The organism is Streptomyces coerulescens (assembly GCF_042657965.1).
Lineage (GTDB): Bacteria > Actinomycetota > Actinomycetes > Streptomycetales > Streptomycetaceae > Streptomyces > Streptomyces coerulescens.
On the sequence record NZ_JBHSKM010000008.1, the window covers coordinates 214,888 to 233,869 of the forward strand.

The 18,982-nt window shown below is 70.6% G+C and carries 17 protein-coding genes; 6 read left to right on the forward strand and 11 right to left on the reverse strand.

Features of this window, described 5'->3' with window-relative positions; all coding sequences use genetic code 11:
- Positions 1-49 precede the first annotated feature (49 nt).
- Together ACFPQ9_RS15305 and ACFPQ9_RS15310 are read left to right on the forward strand one after the other, a co-directional pair.
- Complete coding sequence (locus tag ACFPQ9_RS15305; protein ID WP_380852948.1) at positions 50-433, forward strand: VOC family protein; 384 nt, start codon at positions 50-52, stop codon at positions 431-433.
- A gap of 88 nt (positions 434-521) precedes the next feature.
- A complete protein-coding gene (locus ACFPQ9_RS15310) occupies positions 522-1,298 on the forward strand; it encodes an SDR family oxidoreductase (RefSeq protein ID WP_380852950.1) in 777 nt (258 codons plus the stop codon).
- Between the two features lie 9 nt (positions 1,299-1,307).
- On the opposite strand, the gene ACFPQ9_RS15315 is transcribed toward ACFPQ9_RS15310, so the two are convergent.
- The gene (locus ACFPQ9_RS15315; protein WP_380852952.1) at positions 1,308-2,078 is read right to left on the reverse strand and encodes a group II truncated hemoglobin; all 771 of its coding nucleotides are present in this window, start codon (positions 2,076-2,078) and stop codon (positions 1,308-1,310) included.
- Between the two features lie 48 nt (positions 2,079-2,126).
- Positions 2,127-2,666: a YceI family protein gene (locus ACFPQ9_RS15320; RefSeq protein WP_380852954.1), complete on the reverse strand. Its 540-nt coding sequence runs from the start codon at positions 2,664-2,666 to the stop codon at positions 2,127-2,129.
- A gap of 143 nt (positions 2,667-2,809) precedes the next feature.
- Here ACFPQ9_RS15320 and sigJ point away from each other — a divergent pair, with 143 nt between their 5' ends.
- The gene (sigJ, locus tag ACFPQ9_RS15325; RefSeq protein ID WP_380852956.1) at positions 2,810-3,730 is read left to right on the forward strand and encodes an RNA polymerase sigma factor SigJ; all 921 of its coding nucleotides are present in this window, start codon (positions 2,810-2,812) and stop codon (positions 3,728-3,730) included.
- Positions 3,731-3,754: 24 nt separating this feature from the next.
- Here the strand turns inward: sigJ and ACFPQ9_RS15330 are convergent, their stop codons facing one another.
- The 5 genes from ACFPQ9_RS15330 to ACFPQ9_RS15350 form a co-directional block, all read right to left on the reverse strand.
- Entirely contained in the window at positions 3,755-7,060 is a 3,306-nt protein-coding gene (locus ACFPQ9_RS15330; RefSeq protein ID WP_380852958.1) for a S8 family peptidase, read from the reverse strand.
- 209 nt (positions 7,061-7,269) lie between these two features.
- Entirely contained in the window at positions 7,270-7,953 is a 684-nt protein-coding gene (locus ACFPQ9_RS15335; protein WP_380852960.1) for an ABC transporter ATP-binding protein, read from the reverse strand.
- Positions 7,954-8,194: 241 nt separating this feature from the next.
- On the reverse strand, positions 8,195-9,667 hold the full coding sequence (locus ACFPQ9_RS15340) for an ABC transporter permease (protein WP_380852962.1): 1,473 nt from the start codon (positions 9,665-9,667) through the stop codon (positions 8,195-8,197).
- 133 nt (positions 9,668-9,800) lie between these two features.
- Complete coding sequence (locus ACFPQ9_RS15345) at positions 9,801-11,042, reverse strand: L,D-transpeptidase (protein ID WP_380852964.1); 1,242 nt, start codon at positions 11,040-11,042, stop codon at positions 9,801-9,803.
- Between the two features lie 220 nt (positions 11,043-11,262).
- Positions 11,263-11,616 (reverse strand): hypothetical protein, encoded by a 354-nt coding sequence (locus ACFPQ9_RS15350; protein ID WP_380852966.1) that lies wholly within the window; start codon positions 11,614-11,616, stop codon positions 11,263-11,265.
- 109 nt (positions 11,617-11,725) lie between these two features.
- Here ACFPQ9_RS15350 and ACFPQ9_RS15355 point away from each other — a divergent pair, with 109 nt between their 5' ends.
- Positions 11,726-12,064: an LPXTG cell wall anchor domain-containing protein gene (locus ACFPQ9_RS15355; protein ID WP_380852968.1), complete on the forward strand. Its 339-nt coding sequence runs from the start codon at positions 11,726-11,728 to the stop codon at positions 12,062-12,064.
- A gap of 42 nt (positions 12,065-12,106) precedes the next feature.
- A complete protein-coding gene (locus tag ACFPQ9_RS15360) occupies positions 12,107-12,871 on the forward strand; it encodes a hypothetical protein (protein ID WP_380852970.1) in 765 nt (254 codons plus the stop codon).
- 55 nt (positions 12,872-12,926) lie between these two features.
- Here the strand turns inward: ACFPQ9_RS15360 and hutH are convergent, their stop codons facing one another.
- The 3 genes from hutH to ACFPQ9_RS15375 form a co-directional block, all read right to left on the reverse strand.
- Positions 12,927-14,465: a histidine ammonia-lyase gene (gene hutH, locus ACFPQ9_RS15365; RefSeq protein WP_380853906.1), complete on the reverse strand. Its 1,539-nt coding sequence runs from the start codon at positions 14,463-14,465 to the stop codon at positions 12,927-12,929.
- 96 nt (positions 14,466-14,561) lie between these two features.
- Complete coding sequence (locus tag ACFPQ9_RS15370; protein WP_380852972.1) at positions 14,562-15,710, reverse strand: GGDEF domain-containing protein; 1,149 nt, start codon at positions 15,708-15,710, stop codon at positions 14,562-14,564.
- 92 nt (positions 15,711-15,802) lie between these two features.
- Positions 15,803-16,612, reverse strand: coding sequence for an enoyl-CoA hydratase/isomerase family protein (locus tag ACFPQ9_RS15375; protein WP_380852974.1), 810 nt, complete (start codon positions 16,610-16,612; stop codon positions 15,803-15,805).
- A gap of 386 nt (positions 16,613-16,998) precedes the next feature.
- Between ACFPQ9_RS15375 and ACFPQ9_RS15380 the strand changes: the two genes are divergently transcribed.
- On the forward strand, positions 16,999-17,598 hold the full coding sequence (locus ACFPQ9_RS15380) for a hypothetical protein (protein WP_380852976.1): 600 nt from the start codon (positions 16,999-17,001) through the stop codon (positions 17,596-17,598).
- A gap of 120 nt (positions 17,599-17,718) precedes the next feature.
- Here ACFPQ9_RS15380 and ACFPQ9_RS15385 read toward each other — a convergent pair whose 3' ends face one another.
- Positions 17,719-18,849 carry an adenylate/guanylate cyclase domain-containing protein gene (locus ACFPQ9_RS15385; protein WP_380852978.1) on the reverse strand — a complete coding sequence of 377 codons (1,131 nt, stop codon included), beginning with the start codon at positions 18,847-18,849 and terminating at the stop codon, positions 17,719-17,721.
- Between the last annotated feature and the right edge of the window lie 133 nt (positions 18,850-18,982).

Here is an 18,982-nt window from a genome sequence, read left to right on the forward strand (position 1 = left end):
GAAGTGCGAAGGAGCCAGTCCGAACCGTGCACACGAGGAGGCAGCCCCGATGACCGTCCAGCTCAACCACACCATCGTCGCCGCGCGCGACAAGAAGGAGTCGGCCCGGTTCCTGGCCGACATCCTGGGCCTGGAGGTGAGCCCGCAGTTCGGCCCCTTCATCCCGGTCGAGATCCCCAACGGTGTGACCCTGGACTACCTGGACTCGTCCGACGCGATCACGCCACAGCACTACGCGTTCCTGGTGTCGGAGGACGACTTCGACACGATCTTCGGCCGGATACGGGAGGCCGGCCTGACCTACTGGGCCGACCCGTACCACCGCCGGCCCGGCGAGATCAACCACAACGACGGCGGCCGCGGCACGTACTTCGAGGACCCCAGCGGCCACAACCTGGAGATCCTGACGAGGCCGTACGGCAGCGGCGGCTGACGCACTCGGGGGCCGCCCGTCACATCTCCGCTCCGCCCGGCGTCATACCGGCGCAGGCACATCACGGCACGACGGAAGCGGAGCGGTCATGACATCGACGATCCTGGTCACCGGCGGTACGGGCACCCTCGGCGGGCATGTGGTCCCGCTGCTGCGGGCGGCGGGCCGCGAGGTACGCGTCCTCAGCCGCCGGGAGCGCGCACCCGAGCCCGGCATCACCTACGTCACCGGCGATCTCCTGAAGGACGAGGGCGTCGCGGCGGCCGTGGCGGGCGCCTCGACGATCCTGCATCTCGCGGGCGGCCCGAAGGGCGACGAGACGGCGACGCGCAATCTGGTGCGCGCGGCGGCCCGCGCCGACGTCGGACACCTCGTGTACATCTCCGTCGTCGGCGCGGACCGGGTTCCTCTGGCCTGGCTCCGGATGAAACTGGCGGCGGAGCGGGCGGTGGCCGACTCCGGGATTCCGTGGACGACGCTGCGGGCGGCCCAGTTCCACGACCTGATGCTGAAGACGGTGCGGCAACTGGCGCGGCTGCCGTTCCTCCCCGCCCCCGGCGGTCTCCGCCTCCAGCCCGTGGACTCCCGCGAAGTGGCCGCCCGCCTGGCCGAGTTGACGCTCGCCGCACCGTCCGGCCTGGCCCCCGACATCACCGGCCCGAAGCCGTACGACCTCCCCGGGCTGGTCCGCCCGTACCTGGAGCTCGGCGGAAGGCGCCGCCGCCCGTCCCTGCCGATCCGCGTCCCCGGCAAGGCGGGGCGCGCCTACCGGGCGGGGGCGAACCTCACGCTGGAGGGCGCCGAGGTGGGGAAGGTGACGTGGGAGGAGTTCCTGGCGGAGCAGCACCGGGCACGTACCGCGTGAGCGGGGCCGTCACCCCTGATACGGCGGCGCCGCCCCCCAGTTCCACCGCGGCACCGGCTGTTCCGCGGGCGGCGCCGCGTCCGGGCCGGAGAAGTACACCGCGAGGCGGGTCCCCCACTCCACGTACGCCAGGAAGGCCGAGCGGAATTCCGCGTCCGTCGGCAGGCCCGCCTCGTCGGCCGCGTCCTGGATGAGGTTGACCCAGCGGCGGCGCTGGGGCTCGGTGATCCCGCGGCCCATGTGCTTGGCGACCATGTGGCCGTGGCCGCCCTGGGTCTCGGAGTAGGCGGGCGGACCGCCGAAGACCTCGCCAAGCCAGAGCGCCACATGTTCCGCGTGATGCGGGTCCAGGCCCTCGAACAGCGGGGCCAGGAGGTCGTCCTTGAGCACCTTGTCGTAGAAGGCCGACGTCAGCCGGCCGAACGCCTCCGCGCCGCCCGCCCAGGCGTACAGCGTGGGCACCGAGGCGCCCGTGCCGCGGACCGCCGTCGGTTTGTAGTGGCGCATCTCCTCTATGTGCGAGATGTACGGGCGGATCTCGGCGAGGAAGTCGGGGAACAGCTCCGACGTGCGGAAGCCCTCGATGTGATCCTCCGTCGACGTCCAGGTGATGCGCAGGATGAAGTGTTCGAAATCCTCCTCGCAGCGCGCGAGTTCATAGTCCGTGCAGTGCGGTGAGGCGGCGAGCTGCGCCGCGGCGCGGGTGTAGGCGGCCAGGAACTCCGCCGACTTCTGCTCGGGGATGCGGTACCTGATGTATTCGACCGTGTGAGCCGTCATGGCCTCACCGAAACACGAAATCCGACCGGACGCTCGTCTTCCGCCGGCTCAGGGCCGCCGGGTCGCCGCGACCTCGAATTCCAGCGCCACCTTGTCCGCGATCAGGAACCTGCCCCAGCTGACGCCCCAGTCCCGCCGGCTGATCACCGCGCTGCCCCGGAAGCCGACCCTGAAGTCCCCTCGGGGGTCGCTCCCGGCGCCGGTCAGCTCGAACTGAACGGTGGCCGGGGCGGTCACGCCGTGCACGGTCAGGTCGCCGGTGACCCGGAACCTGGTCCCGTCGAGCCGCGCCACCTCCGTCGAGGCGAAAGTGATCGTCGGATGTTCCTCGACGTCCAGGAAGTCGCCGCTGCGCAGATGGTCGTCGCACTTGTCCGTGCCCGTGGCGATGCTGCCGGCCCGGATCACCAGGCCGACGCCGGACCTCGACGGGTCGTCGCCGTCCAGGTGCGCGGTGCCCTCGAAGTCGTCGAACCGTCCGCGTACCTTGCTGACCAGCGCGGCCCGCGCCACGAACCCGATCCGGGTACGGGCGGCGTCGATGACGTAGTCGCCGGTCAGCTCGCTCAGTGTGGTGGTGGTCGTCATGCTGGGTCACTCCTCGGCCTTCGGTCTCACCGGTACGACGACACGGGCATCCGGAATGTGAGGTGCCGTTCCGGCGTCACATTCCGGTGCGCTGTCTCGTCGAAGAAGTGAGGGAAGCGACGCGAGCGAGGAGTGGCGCCACCATGAGCGATCAGGAGCTGAGCGAGGTCATCAGCGAGCGGCGCCGGCTGATCAACGTCGCGTACCGGCTGCTCGGGTCGCTGGCCGACGCCGAGGACGTCGTGCAGGAGACGTACGCCCGCTGGTACGCCATGACCCCGGCGCAGCAGGAGGCCATCCGCTCCCCCGGCGCCTGGCTGACCAGGGTGGCGAGCCGGATCTGCCTCGATCTGCTGGGCTCGGCGCGGGTACGGAGGGAGAGCTACGTCGGCGAATGGATCCCGGAGCCGCTGCCGGACCGTTCGGAGTGGATCGAGGGGGGACGCGGCGCAGGCCCGGCGGATCCGGCCGACCGTGTCACCCTCGACGAGTCGGTGAACATGGCCTTCCTCGTCGTGCTCGAATCGATGACCCCGGCCGAGCGCGTCGCGTTCATCCTGCACGACGTCTTCCGCTACTCGTTCGCGGAGGTCGCCGAGGTCGTCGGCCGTTCCCCGGCGGCCTGCCGTCAGCTCGCGTCCTCGGCCCGCCGCCGGGTCCACGCCTCCGAGCCGCCCGCGGGCGCGACCGCCGCCTCGGCGGCCCGGCGCGCCGACGTCGTGCGGGACTTCAAGCGGGCGTGGCAGGCCAAGGACGTCGACGCCCTGATCAAGCTCCTCGACCCCGACGCGACGGCGGTCGGCGACGGCGGCGGTCTGGTCAGCGCGGCACCGCACCCGGTCGAGGGCGGCGAGTCGATCGCCCGTTACTTCGTCGGCCTGGTCGACCTGGCACCCGAGGTGACGGTCCTGGAGCGCACGGTCAACGGCCGGCCCGGCCTGGTCGTGCAGCAGGACGGCAGCACCGTGTCGGTGCTGGCGTTCGAGATCTCCGGCGACGACCGCATCACGCATGTGTGGGCGGTGCGCAACCCGGAGAAGCTCCGGCCCTGGACGACGGGCTGACGCCCAGGGCCTTCGCTCGGCGGTCTACTTGCCGTAGAACGCGTTGTAGATCGACACCGTCGCCTTGTTGCCGTGCTTGTCGGCGACCTTGGCGTGGAAGGAGATGCCCTTGCCCTTCGCCGGGTTCTTCACGGTGATCTGTCCGTTCTTGACCTCGAGCTTCTTCCAGGTCTGCCCGTAGTCGTACGACACGTACACGTGCAGCGACTTGAGGTTCGCGCCCGCGGCCGAGCCCACGACGGTGACCGGGAACGTCACCTTCTTGTCGGCCAAGACCCGGCTGTCCAGCCCGGTCTTGGCGTTGAAGCGGACCGTGGAGGCCGGGAGCTTGACCTGATCGGCCGCCGACTTCTTGGAGCGGAAGGTCCAGCTCGCATCGATCCGCGTGGAGGCGGCGGCGACCTTGACGCTGCGCTTGACCGAGGTCGTCAGCTTGTACTCGGCCTCGGCGGACGGGACCTTGAACTGCTTCTCGCCGAACAGCGGGTCGTCGTTGCTGGCGAGCTTGGTGCCGTTGCGGTACAGCGTGGTGTTGACCGAGCTGAACTCCGAGGAACCGGCGTGTGCCTTGCCGTCCGCGAACAGCGGCAGGGAACCGTAGATGTTGTTGCCCTCGCGGAACAGACCGAAGTCGGCGTTCAGATGCGGGCCGAAGACGGCCGTGTTGAACGTCTTCGAGTAGGTCTTGCCGGCCTTGAAGGTCTGCGCGGCGCCGAGCGTGTAGTACGCCTCGGTGATCGGGAAGCCGTCCGCGTCGACCCCGCCGATCTGCTCGAAGTCCATCTCCCACTGCACACCGGAGCCGGTGGACACGTGCACCGTGCGAGTGCTGGGCAGCTTCTGCGGGATGCCGATGGAGGAGGCGCCGCCGGCACCGGGCAGCCAGCCCACGGCGTTGACGGAGCCCTTCTTGCCGCTGGACGAGGCGCCCATGCCGACCTTCACCGTGGCCAGTTCGCTCGCCTTGTAGTGCTTGGTGTAACCGGTGGCGAGCTGCTGGACCTTGCCTCCGGCGACGGTGTTGTACTCGGCCTTGTCACCGCTGCTCCAGTGGCCGTCCCACTGCTGGGTCAGCGAGCCGTCGGTGATCTTCGGACCGAGCCCCTTGGTGCGGAAGTTGGCGTAGCTGTCCAGGAACCAGACGAACCCATAGCCCGAGTCGCCCACCTGGAGGTCGTAACCCGGGGCGGCGAACTCCGACTTGGCGTTCGCGTCCGGCACGGTGATGTCCACCGGCTTTGCGGTACGGGCGTCCAGCGTGACCGTCGTGTTCTTGGTGACGCTCAGCTTGGGCTGGGCCAGCCAGTCCATGCCCTTCGCGGGGTCCTCGGCGTCCACGGAGATGCTGGAGTCGAGGATGTACTGGCCCTTGGGGACACGGACCGTGACGGTGCCGTCGGCGTCGTACGGGAAGAAGGTCCGGTTCTCGGCGAGACCCGAGACGCCCAGCAGGAACGCGCTCCAGTACTCGGACGGGGTGCCGTCACGGTTGATGGCCTTCACCGTGAGGTCGTACGACTCCACCTCGCGCTGCACCGCCGCGGCCGTACGGACGCTCTGCCCGCCGCCCGTCGCCGTGACATACGCGGAGTAGGCGCCGTCCAGGGTGCCGCCCAGCTTGGTGTTGACCGTCATGTCGACGGAGGCCTTGCCGCCCGCCGGGACGGTCACCGTGGTGGCGCCCAGCTTGAAGAAGCCCGCCGGAGCCGGCCGCCCCTTGGGATCGGTGCCGGTCGCCGCCAGCTTCAGCGTGACGTCCTGGGTACCGAGGTTGCGGTACGTCAGCTTCTTGGTGACCGGGGTGTCGTCGGTGTGCGGCCACTGCTGCACACCGAAGCTCACCGACACCGGGTCGGCGATCACGGTCTGCTTGATGGCCTTGTCGACCTGGATCCGGCCCGAACCCTGCTCGAACGGCGAGTACTTGCCGCCCTTGGTGGACGCGGTCAGCGCGCCCTTGAGCTCGGCGTACGTCCACTCCGGGTGCTGCTGCTTCAGGATCGCGGCGGCGCCCGCGACATGCGGCGTCGCCATCGACGTACCCGAGATGGTCAGGTAGCCGGCCGGCTTCTCGCCGACCTCCTGCTCGATCAGGCTGCCCTTGGCGGACGCGGCGGTGATGTCCACACCGGGCGCGGTGACGTCCGGCTTGATGGCGCCGTCGCCGAGGCGCGGACCGGTGGAGGAGAAGTCGGCCAGCTCGTCCTTGTCGTCGACGGCCCCGACGGTGAGCGCGGCGTCCGCGCTGCCCGGCGAACCGACCGACTCCGGGCCGGAGTTGCCCGCCGCGATGGCGAACAGGATGCCCTTCTCCGCGGACAGCTTGTTGACCGCCGCCTCCAGCGGGTCCACCTCGGGGGTGTCCATGCCGCCGAGGCTGAGGTTGACGACCTGGGCGCCCTGCTCGGCCGCCCACTCCATGCCGGCGAGGATGCCGGAGTCGTCACCCGAGCCGGTGTCGTCGAGGACCTTGCCGCTCAGGACCTGGGCGCCGGGCGCCACGCCCTTGTACGTGCCGCCGGACTTCGCGCCGGTGCCCGCCGCGATGGACGCGACGTGCGTGCCGTGGCCGACCTTGTCCTCGGCGGTGGCGGCCGGGGTGAAGTTCTTGGCGGCGATCACCTGGTCCTTGAGGTCCGGGTGGTTGGCGTCGACGCCGGTGTCCAGCACGGCGATCTTGACGCCCTTGCCGTCGTACCCCGCCGACCAGGCCTTCGGGGCGCCGATCTGGGCCACGGACTTGTCGAGCGTGGCCTTGCGGGTGCCGTCGAGCCAGATGTGGGCGATGCCGGAGGCGGTCCTGTCGCCGTTGGTGACGGCGTCCCAGAGGTCCGGTGTCTCGGCGTACGGCGTCTGCACCGCGTCCGCGTTCAGGGACTTCAAGGTGCGGCGCAGTTCGCCCGACTCACGGACGTCGGCCTTGGTGCCGGTGGCGGCGCCCTTGTAGCCGACGATCACCTTCAGGCCCTTGGCGTGCGACGTGCGGGTCGCGGACTTGCCCAGCTCAGTGATGTCGAAGAGGCGCTGGTCGAGCTTTCCGGCGGCGATCAGCCGGGCCGCGTCGGCCGGTATGACGAGCGTGTGCCCGTCGGCCTTGCGGACCTGAACGGGTATGTGCTGACGGCCCTTCGCCCGCTCCAGGCCCACGACTTGGCCCTTGGCGTTCACGGCGACCCGGTCACCCGTGATGAGGGTGATGCGGTGGTGGGCGGAGAGCTGGGCGGCGGAGTCGGTCCGCTGCTCGGGCTTCGCCGAGGCCGGGCTGGTCATGCCGGCGGCGAGGGCGACGGCGGCTGCCGTGGCGACGGTGGTCGCGCATGCCCTTTTCACTTGTCTGCGCAAAATTCCCCCTTGCTGATGTACCGGGTGAATTTCCCCGTTCACCCGGCCGGGGGTGGTCCTGCACAGACGTACGTGCACCCCCCGGTAACCGAAGTATGCCGAGGGGTGATCAGGCTCCTCAATAGATGAGAGGAAGATGAGGAGCGCGCCCGCCGTCTGTTACGCGACGGCGCGAACTCCGTTACGCAGTCGCCGGGTTACGCCCCCGCGTTCTCCTTGACACTGATGCGGCCCTTGCGGATGGTGGCCAGCCGCGGGGCCTTTTTCGCGATCGCGGAGTCGTGGGTGACCATGATGAAGGTCAGTCCCAGTTCCTTCCACATGCGTTCGAGCACGTCCATGATCTCGTCGCGCATCGACTCGTCGAGATTTCCGGTGGGTTCGTCGGCCAGCAGCACTTTCGGTTGCTTGACGAGCGCGCGGGCGATGGCGACGCGCTGCTGCTGGCCGCCGGACATCTCGGAGGGCAGATGTGCGAGGCGCTCGCCGAGGCCGACGGACGTCAGCGCCTCGGCGGCTCGTTCGCGCCGCTCCTTCGTCTTCATGCCCAGCGGTACGAGGGCCGTCTCGACGTTCTCCTGGGCGGTGAGGGTCGGGATCAGGTTGAAGGACTGGAAGACGAAGCCGATGTTCTCGCTGCGGACCCTGGTGAGCCGGGCTTCGGGGAGCTTGGCCAGGTCGGTGCCGTCGAGGACGACTTCGCCGGAGGTGGGGCGGTCGAGGCCGCCGAGCATCTGGAGGAGGGTGGACTTGCCTCCGCCGGTGGGACCCTGGATGACGAGGCGGTCGCCGTCGGCGATGGTGAGGTCGATGCCGTCGAGGGCGTTGATGGTGTCCTTGCCCCGGGTGTAGCGCTTGGTGACGTTTCTGAGTTCGTACATGGCGGGTGGCTCCTGGAAGGGTTCGTGGGTGGTGCAAGTTGTTGGTCGTCCGCGGGTGGGTGGGGGCTGATCGCGCAGTTCCCCGCGCCCCTGGGTAGGGCCACTCACGCCCGCTGCAACGTCGGTGTCGGCGTGCCCATAAGCCGCGGGCATGCGTGCCGCCTGGGGCGGCGCCCGTCCCACAGAGGCGGCACCCCGTAAGCGCCGGGCTGCGCGACGCCCCAGCCGCAGCCGACGTCAGCTACTCGACACGCCTGAGTGCGTCCGCCGGTCGCAGTCTCGACGCTCGCCAGCCGCCGAACGCGCCGGCGATCAGCCCACCGGTGACCGCGAGGCCCACCGCGAGCGCGACCGTCGTCAGACTGACCGGTGCCGTCAGGGCGACGTCCAGGGTCGAGCTCGCCGTCTGCCGCATGGGGCCGCCGCCCCCGAAACCGCCACCACCCGGGCCGCCCCCCGTGCCGCCACCCCCGCCGCCGCCCAGCTGTGCCTCCAGCGTCGGGCTGATCGCCGTCACGACGTACGCGCCCGCGAGGCCGATCGCGATGCCCAGCGCGCCGCCGAGCAGTCCGTTGACGACCGCCTCGCCGACCACCTGCCGGGTCACCCGGCCCGACTTCCAGCCCAGTGCCTTCAGCGTGCCGAACTCCCGCACCCGGCGGGAGACGGCCGAGGAGGTGAGCAGGCCGGCGACCAGGAACGCGGCCACGAGCACCGCGATCGACAGCCACTTGCCGACGCTCGTCGCGAGGGAGGAGGCCGTGGACAGGGAGCCGGACACCGTGTCCGCGAGGTCCGCGGAGGTCGTCACCGTCGTACCGGAGACGTTCTTCTGGATGGCCGACTTGACGGAGTCGATCCGCTGGGAGTCGGTCGCCTTGACGTAGATCGTGGTGACCTTGTCCTTGGCGTCGGCGAGCGTCTGCGCCTGCTTCAGCGGGATGTAGAGGTTGGCGGCCGCGTCCCCGCTGTCGGGCGTGGCGATGCCGATCACCTTGAACTTGGTGCCCTTGACGGTGACGGTCGAGCCGACCTTGAGCTTCTTCTCCTTGGCGTAGGAGGTGTCGGCGACGGCCACCTCGGCGTCGGTCTCCGACGACTTGAACGTACGGCCGCTGGTGATCTTCGACGACGTCAGCGGGCCGAGCGCCGGCTTGGTGACGTCGGCGCCGTAGACGGAGTAGTTGTTGACGTCGAAGTCGGCGCCGCCGCCGCGCACTTCGCCCTGCGGCTGCCCGGTGCCGCCGCCCTGCCCCGGGCCGCCCTGCTGACCGCCACCGCTCTGGTCCTGCTGGAACTCGCCGCGCGTGAACTGCCCGCTGACCTTGATGACCTGCAGGCTCAGACCGCCGACGGCGTCGGAGACACCGCTCTGCGAGCCGACCTTCGTCACGGTCGAGCTCGACAGCGTCTGGAAGCCCTGGACCATGACGCGATCGGTGGACTGCTCCTCGTCGGAGCCGTCGGCCCGCGCGTCGAACTGGAAGCGCGGGCGCTCCGAGGAACTCGCCGCGGGTTCGGCGGCCTTGGTGACGGTCATGTCCGTGCCCAGGCCGTACAGCGACTGCAGGACCTTGTCCTGGGCCTTGCTCATGCCCGAGGACACGGAGTTGACCACGATGACCAGCGCGATGCCCAGCGCGAGTCCGGAGGCGACGACGAGGGCCGCCTTTCTGCGGCGGCGCAGCTCGCGCCTCAGGTAGGTGAAGAACATGCGCCGCAAGCTAGGGAGGGCGCGTGATGAAGGGATAAGGCCGGAATAAGAGGAGGATGAGAAGGCGGGCACGGAACCCGGAAACACCGATGCCGCCCCTGGGGGCGGCATCGGGTTGGCTGTGCGGGAGCTGTCAGACGGCCGAACCGGCCTTCCACTGCGCCCAGTCCATGTTCCAGCCGTTGAGGCCGTTGTCCGGGGCGATGGTCTTGTCGCCGGTGTTCTGGACGACGACGACGTCACCGACGATGGAGTTGTTGTAGAACCAGTAGCCCGCGGTGCCCTTGTCGTTGGCGCCCTTGGTGTCGGACAGGCCCACGCAGCCGTGGCTGGTGTTCACGCTGCCGAAGATGGACTTGGCGCCCCAGTAGTTGCCGTGGATGAAGGTGCCGGAGCTGGACAGGCGGATGGCGTGCGGCACGTCCTTGATGTCGTACTCGCCCTTGCCGTCGTCGTCCGTGAAGCCCACGGTCGCGCCGTTCATGCGCGTCTCCTTGAACTTCTCGGACATCACCATGACGCCCTGGTAGGTCTTGTTCTCGGGAGACCCGGCGGAGATCGGGATGGTCTTGATGGTCTTGCCGTCCTGCGTGACCTTCATCTGCTTGGTCTTCGCGTCGACGTAGGAGACCTGGTTGCGGCCGATCTTGAAAGTGACCGTCTTCTCCTGGACGCCGTAGACGCCCTTGGCGCCCTCGACGCCGTCCAGGGCCATCTTCAGGGTGACGGTCGAACCCTCCTGCCAGTACTCGTCGGGCCGGCAGTCCATGCGGGTCTCGTTGAACCAGTGGCAGGCGACTTCCTGGCCGCTGGTCGAGGTGACGGTGATGCCCTTCTGGACGGCCGCCTTGTTGCTGATCGACTTGTCGAAGTTGATCGAGACCGGCATGCCCACGCCGACCGTGGAGCCGTCCTCCGGCGTGAAGTAGCCGAGGAAGCTGTTGTCCGGGGAGACGGTGGTGAAGGAGGCGTTCTCGTGGGCCTCCAGGCCCTTGGAGTCCTTCGCCGTGACCGAGACCTTGTAGGTCGTGGAGCGGTCCAGCTGCGCGCTGGGCTTCCAGCTGGTCCTGTCGGCGGATATCTCGCCCTCTACGGCGGCGCCGTCGGCGCTGGTCATCGTCACCTCGGTGAGCGATCCCTTGCTCACGGTGACGGCGGAGCTGTTGATGGAGGCGTTGTCGGAGCCGTCCTCCGGCGTGATCTTGATCTGTGCCTCGGAGGTCTTCTTGGCCGCCGCTTCGTCGACCTTGGACTGCGCGGTGTCACCGTCGCTCGCGGAGGCGTCACCTCCCCCGGAGCAGGCCGAGAGCACCAGGACACCGCCGAGCAGTGCGGACGCGGCCGTCAGGCCCCTGCGCCGCCTACTGTTCGTCATCACACGCTTCTCCATCTTTCCCGAATCCCCAAAAACCCCGAGAGTCCCCGTAAGAATCTTCAACGCTACGACCGGTTCGTCCCGTTCCACATCCCTTGTATGTGTGGGGCACACCACGTTCGCCGGGGCGGATGGTGCGGATGTCGGCCAGTGCCCCCCATGAGACGACGAAACCCCGGACGGCGGTTGCCGTCCGGGGTCACGAATTCCCCAAGACGCCTCAGCCGGCCCGTACGGCCCCCTCGCCGTCGAAGTCCTCCTCGCCATCATCCTCGTCGAGGTCCCAGTCCGGCGAATCCGGGTCGTACTCGATGCGCTCGCTGGACCAGGAGGCCTGTGCGAGCTCCACCCCCGGTACCTCACTGACCAGGTCGAACGGATCGACCAGATACGCGACGGCCTCGGCAGTGTCTTCCGTCACAGCGCTTTCGGCGTGGACTCGTTCGTCGACCGGCACGGTGCTGTCGCCGGCGATCCTCAGCAGCGCGGCCTTGGTGACGGCGTCCGCGTCGTCCACTTCCAGGACGAGTTCCACGCGAAGCCGCACAAAACGTGATGTTTCTGGAGTACTCATACCCGGAGAGTAAGGCGCATTTCTCCCGTGACTTTCCCGTGACCCGCGACTTTCACTAACATCGCCCCACACGGCCAATTCGCCAGCACCACAAGGGGATCGATATTCCGTGTCCGCCGCTCACCGATCGTCGTCCACCGCACGCCGATCGCTGCTGACCGCCACCGCCGCGGGCGCCCTGCTCGGCGCCCTGTGGTTCGTGCCCTCCGCCAACGCGACGGGCGAGGAGCCGGCGAGAGGCGAGCCTTCGGCGACGCCCACGACGCAGGTCACCCAGCAGGCGCGGGCCTCCTCGGAGCGTACGGACGGCACCACCGCGGACGCCACCCGGCTCGCCGACACCGGAAGCTTCGACACCACGCCGTACGTCATCGGCGGCACGCTCTTCCTCTCCCTCGGCGCGGGCTTCATCGCCTACTCGGTGCGCCGCGAACGCCTGGGCTTCTAAATCTGCTTGACGTCCCGTTGACCTGGGCTTCATAGTCCGCCCATGAAGAGATCATCGGGCGTGCGTGTAGCCGCCACGTTTTTCGTGAGCGCGCTGTCGCTCGCCCTTGTCACGGGCTGCGGGGGTGACTCCGGCGGTTCCGACGCGAAGGCGCTCAGCGCCGCGGAGTTGAAGAAGTCGATCATCGCCCAGGGCGATGTCGAGGGTTACCAGGTGGACGCGGGCGGCAAGCAGCTGCCGAAGTCCAAGGACCAGGTCAAGAGCGACGACGAGAAGTGCGCTCCGCTGGGCTACGCCATGGGCGGCCGGGCTCCGGGCGAGGCCGCCTCGGAGACGGCCGTCATGGTGACGCAGGAGAAGAAGAAGCCCACCGACAACCCCTCCAAGTCCATCGAGGACCTCACGGAGGGCGAGATCGAGGACTCCCTCACCAGTGCGATGGACATGACCCTGACGGTCGTCGGGCTCTCCTCGTACGACGGTGACGGCGCCGAGAACACCTTCAAGTCCGTGTCGGACGCGGTGAAGAGCTGCTCCGCGGGCTTCCCGGTCACCATGCAGGGCACGGACCAGAAGGTGACGGCGATCGCCGCCGAGAAGGGGTCCGGCAGCGGTGACGAGTCCGTCGGGTTCACCGTGAAGAGCGACGCGGAGGACGGCGACGTGGCCACCTCGCACGTCGAGGTGGTGCGGCACGGCAGCACCATCGCCACGTACTACACGATGAACCTCGGTCTGATGATCACGGACAAGCCGTACGACGTCCCGGCCGCCGTCATCGACGCGCAGGCCGCCAAGCTGAAGTAACCCGCACCTGAACGCATCGGGGCCCTGTCGGTCGTACGGCAGGGCCCCTTCCGTGTCACCGGAGCGGTCCGGTGACCTTCTCGGCAGAGGTGACGAGCTCGCCGGCCCGCACGAACGCGTCGGCGGCGGCGAGGTCGGGCGCCAGGAAGCGGTCCGGTCCCGCGCCGCGGACGCCGGCGGCACGCGCGGCGTCGATGACCGCCTGCGAGGCCGGGGCCGGGGCGAGTCCCTCGCGCAGTTCTATGGCGCGGGTGGCGGCGTACAGCTCGATCGCGAGGACGCGCGTGAGGTTGTCCACGGCCGTGCGCAGCTTGCGGGCGGCGGACCAGCCCATGGAGACGTGGTCCTCCTGCATCGCCGAGGACGGGATCGAGTCGGCGGAGGCGGGCACGGCCAGCCGCTTCAGCTCGCTGACCAGCGCGGCCTGCGTGTACTGGGCGATCATCAGGCCGGAGTCGACACCGGCGTCGTCTGCCAGGAACGGCGGCAGCCCGTGGCTGCGGTTCTTGTCCAGCAGCCGGTCGGTGCGGCGCTCGGCGATGGAGGCGAGGTCGGCGGCGGCGATCGCGAGGAAGTCGAGGACGTAGGCGACGGGCGCCCCGTGGAAGTTGCCGTTGGACTCCACCCGGCCGTCGGGCAGGACGACCGGGTTGTCGACGGCGGAGGCGAGCTCGCGCTCGGCGACCAGCCGGGCGTGCGCCATGGTGTCCCGTCCTGCGCCGGCGACCTGCGGTGCACAGCGGACCGAGTACGCGTCCTGCACCCGGGGCGCGTCGTCCTGGTGGTGCCCGGTCAGCGCCGAACCCTTCAGCACCGCGAGCATGTTGGCGGCCGAGGCGCCCTGCCCGGGGTGCGGCCGGATGGCGTGCAGCTCGGGCGCGAGCACCTTGTCGGTGCCGAGCAGCGCTTCGAGGCTGAGGGCGGCGGTGACGTCGGCGGACTTGTAGAGGGTGTCGAGGTCGGCGAGGGCCATGATCAGCATGCCGAGCATGCCGTCGGTGCCGTTGAGGAGGGCGAGCCCCTCCTTCTCGCGCAGCTCGACGGCCGCGATGCCGTGCGCGGCGAGCAGCTCACCGGCGGGCCGTACGACCCCGTCCGGACCCTCTGCGTCCCCTTCTCCCATCAGCGTCAGCGCGCAGTGCGAGAGGGGGGCGAGGTCGCCGGAGCAGCCGAGGGAGCCGTACTCGTGGACGACGGGGGTGATGCCGGCGTTGAGCACGTCGGCCATGGTCTGCGCGACCTCGGGCCGCACGCCCGTGTGTCCCGAGCAGACGGTCTTGAGCCGCAGGAACATCAGGGCCCGTACGACCTCCCGCTCCACGCGCGGCCCCATGCCGGCGGCGTGCGAACGGACGATGTTGCGCTGCAGCTGCGCCCGCAGCTCCGGGCTGATGTGCCGGGTCGCCAGGGCGCCGAAGCCGGTGGAGACGCCGTAGACGGGATCGGGCTTGGCCGCCAGCGCGTCCACGATCTCGCGGGCCGCGGTGAGCGCCGCGACCGCCTCGGCCGACAGCTCGACGCGGGCCCCGCCCCGCGCCACGGCAAGAACGTCGGACGCGGTGACCCCGGACGTCCCCACCACCACAGTGTGCATATCCATATTCAGGAGCGTACGCAGTGAAGACGAAGATGTCACTAGTGGGTGAGCGGTACACCCCTTACAGCGCCGGAGGCGCGACCAGAGCCTGTGTCACGGGAGCCGGCCCCGGAAGCGCCGCCGCTCCACGGCGTCCTCCCCCGACGGCTCCGCGTCGGCGAGCCGCACCACCGGATCGTCCGGCCCCGCGCGCCCCGCCACCACGGGCCGGTCGGCGCGCTCCGCCTTGGCCCGGTACTGCGCCGCGTCGGCGAGCCGGAACAACCGCCGGGCCGAGCGCACCGGCCCGATGGGGTCCTCCGTCGAGGCGACCCCGCACGCCACTCCCTCCCCGAGCTCCAACTCCCCGGCGCGACGGCACAGTTCGTCCGCGGCCTTCACCACGTCGTCGGCCGGCGACCCGACGACCAGCAGACAGAACTCGTCGCCGCCGAGCCGGGCCGCCAGGGCCCCCGGCAGCATCGCGCCGCACAGCGACAGCACCGACCCGAACCGCTCCAGCAGCCGGTCCCCGACGGCATGTCCGCGGGTGTCGTTGACATGCTTGAGCCCGTTGAGGTCGCAGACCACGAGACTGACGACGGCCCCCTGGTCGCGATGCCGTTCGATCGCCTCCTCCAGCCGTACGTCGACGGCACGGCGGTTCGCGAGCCCGGTCAGCGCGTCGGTGAACGCCAGCCGCCGGGCCTCCTCCAGCCGCTCGCTCTGCGCCAGCCCGGCGGACACGACGGAGGCGAGCACGGTCGCGAAGTCGGCGTCCCCGCGGCCGAAGACGGGCGCCCCGGCGGACCGGGCCACATACAGCTCGCCCCAGGCCCGCCCGTTGAGCACGATCGGCGCGACGACACAGCACCCCCGGCCACGGCGCCGGAGGGCGGCGACCCGCTGATGGCAGTACCCGGGGTGCCCGGCGGCGGGCCCCTCGGCCGTCTCGACCCAGGCGTTGGGCTCACCGCCGGCGACCCACCGCTCGTGCAGGAACTCGGTGATCTCCGGGAACTGGTGCACGGGATAGGTCTCGTCGCCCGGGAACTCCTCCTCGCCGCGGGCGCGGTCCCCCACGTTCACCAGGACCCGCAGCCGCCCGAGCTCCCGCTCCCACACCGACAGCGCGGCGAAGCTCCCGGCGAGCGCCCGGCACGCCCCGAGTGCCGCCGCCCGCCAGGACTCGCGCGGGGTGTGCGCCGCCGCCATCCCCTGCGCCAGCGCCACCACGGCCGTGAGCCGTCCGTCCTCACCCATTACTCCAGGTTAGGGAGCTTTGCCATGATTTGGGGCGTTGGTGCGGCAAACGGGGAGGTCAAGGGGGATTCGGCCGCGCTCGGCCGGCGCCGTCACTCCCCCGGCCACTCGGCCTTCCGCTTCTCGTTGAAGGCCGCCACGCCCTCTGCCCGGTCGCCCGAGAAGGCGGTCGCACGCCACGCCGCGTCCTCGACCTCGAGGCCGGCCCGCAGATCCAGCCCGTGCCCCAGGCGCAGGGCACGCTTGGCGGCCCGCAGGCCCACCGGCGAGTTCGCGGCCATCCGGGCCCCCAGCGCCAGGGCCTCCTCCCGGTCCCGCCCGTCCTCCACGAGCACGTCCACCAGCCCCAGCTCGCGGGCCTCGGCGGCCTCGACCCGGCGCGCCGTGAAGATCAGCTCCGCGGCGCGGGCCGCCCCGACCCGGCGGGGCAGCAGCTGGGTCCCGCCGCCGCCCGGGATCACCCCGACGGACACCTCGGGCAGCCCCACCACGGCCGTACCGTCGGCCACGATCACATCGCACGACAGCGCCAGCTCGAAGCCGCCGCCCAGCGCGAATCCGTGCACGGCCGCGATCGTGGGCACCGGCAGCTCCAGCACCCCCGTGTAGGCACCCCGCGCCACCGGCCGCTGCCGCACCAGCTCCGCGTCACTGAAGGAGTTGCGCTCCTTCAGGTCCGCCCCGACGCAGAACGCCCGCTCGTGCGTCGAGGTCAGCACCACCACCCGTACGTCACGGTCGGCGCCCAGCGCGGCGCACGCCGCCGCGATCGAGCGGGCCATCTCCGTGGAGACGGCGTTCATGGCCTTGGGCCGGTCGAGGGCGAGCTCCGCGACCTGCCCGGCACCCCCGTCGCCGTGCCGCCGCACCAGCACGAACTCCCCGTACCGCTCCTCCGTCATGACACCCTCCGGTTAACGCGGGTTAACAACACTCGCCCCGATCATCGCAGCCGGACCCCGCCGGGGAAAGGGCCACCATGACCGGTTCCCTTGTCCAGGTCCGACACCCCGTTCGAGTGACATCCCGCCCAACCCTCGCCCGACCGCCCATCGCACCGCATAACGTGCGCGACGCCACGGCGCATTGGGGGCGCGAGCGCATGGGGAGGCATGGGGAGGGCGTGATGACTGTGACGGCACGAGAACCGAGGACGGCGGAGCCGGAACGGGACGCGAAAGGGGCGTCGGGGGCGGAACCCGCTGCGAAGCCGGCCGGGGACGCGTCTGAGGAGGCGGTGCAGGAGCCGACTGCAAGGGCGGCTACGAAGACACGCCCGGAAGCGAAGGTGACCACTGCGGAGGCCCCGCCGGACAACCCCGCCGCCACCCGTCTCTTCGGCTCCCGAGGCCGGCATCGTCGTCCCCGCCCCCGCAAGGTCCTCCTCGCGGCGGGTGGCCTCGCGCTGGCCGCCGGTGCTCTGAGCCTCGTACGCATGTCACCCGACTCCGGTGTCAGCGGCCTCGGCGCGACCGAGTCGGGGCCGGCCCCGGCCCCCGGCACGGACGCCGAACGGGACCGCTCGACGAACGCCGCAGCCACCCTCACGCCGAACGCCCCGAAGGCGACCCCCTCGGCGACCTCGGCGATGGGCGGCCTGGGCACGGCACCGACGACGGACTCGATCGCCGTACCGACCCCGGCTCGGACCACCACCGCACCGCACGGCCCTGGTGGCGCCCCGGCCCCCACGCCGCCGGCCGCCGGACCGGGCACGCCGACCCCCGAACCAACGGCGACGACACCCCGCGCGACCGCACCCGCACCCGAGACACCGGGCGGGCCACCGACGAGCCCGACCCCCACTCAGCAGCCCCGGCCCGACGACAATTCCGTCTGCATCCCGATCATCGGCCTGTGCGTGGACCCACTGCCCCTCAGTGACTGAAGCGCTGCCCGGACAACGCCGCCCACTGCAACGCCCCAGGGGCGCGGGGAACTGCGCGAGCAGCCACGACGAACCCGCAGCCAAAAACAACCCCACCCCCCGGCGCTCATCCTCCGACGCTCACTCCCCGTCCGCGGCGGCCCTCCGCGTCAGCAACCACGGCTCCACCACACCCAGTCCTCGGACCGGCCGCTGCCACATCGGCTGGAGTGCGAAGCGGTACACCGGGGGCTCCTCGCCCTCCTTCTCGGCGGTCGCCGCGGCCTCGGCCGCCTCCGCCTCGGACGCCGGCGCTTCACCCGTTCGGATGAGCTCCTCCGCGAACGCGCTGTCGACGAGGACGGCGTCCCGCGGAGCTATCGACGTCAGCCGGGAGGCGAGGTTCACGGTCGTACCGAACACATCGCCCATACGAGTGGTCACCGTGCCGAACGCGATGCCGACCCGCAGCTCGGGCATCGTCTCGTCGCCCGCCATCGTCTCGATGAGGCGCAACGCGATCTCCGCGGCGACCCCGGCGTCGTCGGCCGCGTACAGCACCTCGTCGCCGAGGGTCTTGATCAGCCGTCCGCCGCGCGCGGCCACCAGGTCGGCCGCCGTGGTCTCGAAGGCCTCGACGAGCTCGCCGAGTTCCTCCTCCTCCATGCGCCGGGTCAGCCGGGTGAAGCCGACCAGGTCGGCGAAGCCCACGGCGAGCCGCCGGTCGACCATCTCCTCGTCGTCGGCGGCCTGGATGACCCGGCCCGCCGAGGCGGCGAGCTGGCGGCGCCAGACGTAGACGAGGAACTCCTCCAGCTCGGGCAGGAGCAGCTCGATGATCGGGTACGTCACCTCGGTGCGCGTCATCCCCGGTTCCGGCGGCTCGGTCAGGCCCTCCAGGAACGAGTCGATCTGCCACTCCGCCAGCCGGGCGGTGGTCTGCCCGGTGGAGCGTGCCACCTGCACCGCCATGGCCTCGCTGAGCAGGCCCGCCTCGACGAGACCGGCCAGGCGCCGCAGCGCCAGCACGTCGGCCTCGGTCAGCGCCTTGGCCTGCCCGATGTCGGCGAAGCCCATGGCCCGCCAGAAGCGGGACGCCAGCTCCATGGACACCCCGGCGCTGCGAGCCGCCTGAAACGGGGTGTAGCGCCGCTCCGCGCCGAGGATGAGCTGTTCCAGGCGCAGGGCGAGCGGATCCTCGCCGGGGTCGGCGGCGTGGGGGTCCACCCGGCCGTCCGCGCCCGCGCCGGAGCCCGTGTCGTCGACGGTCACGCCTAGCTGCCCTTCCGATCTGCCGCGGTCGGTCTTCGACCGGCCCTTCACTTTACGGCAGGTGTGCGCCAGCTCACTCCGTATGGGAAAGCCGACAATGCCGTACTACCGCTGGTGAGGTGCCCTGTGCGGG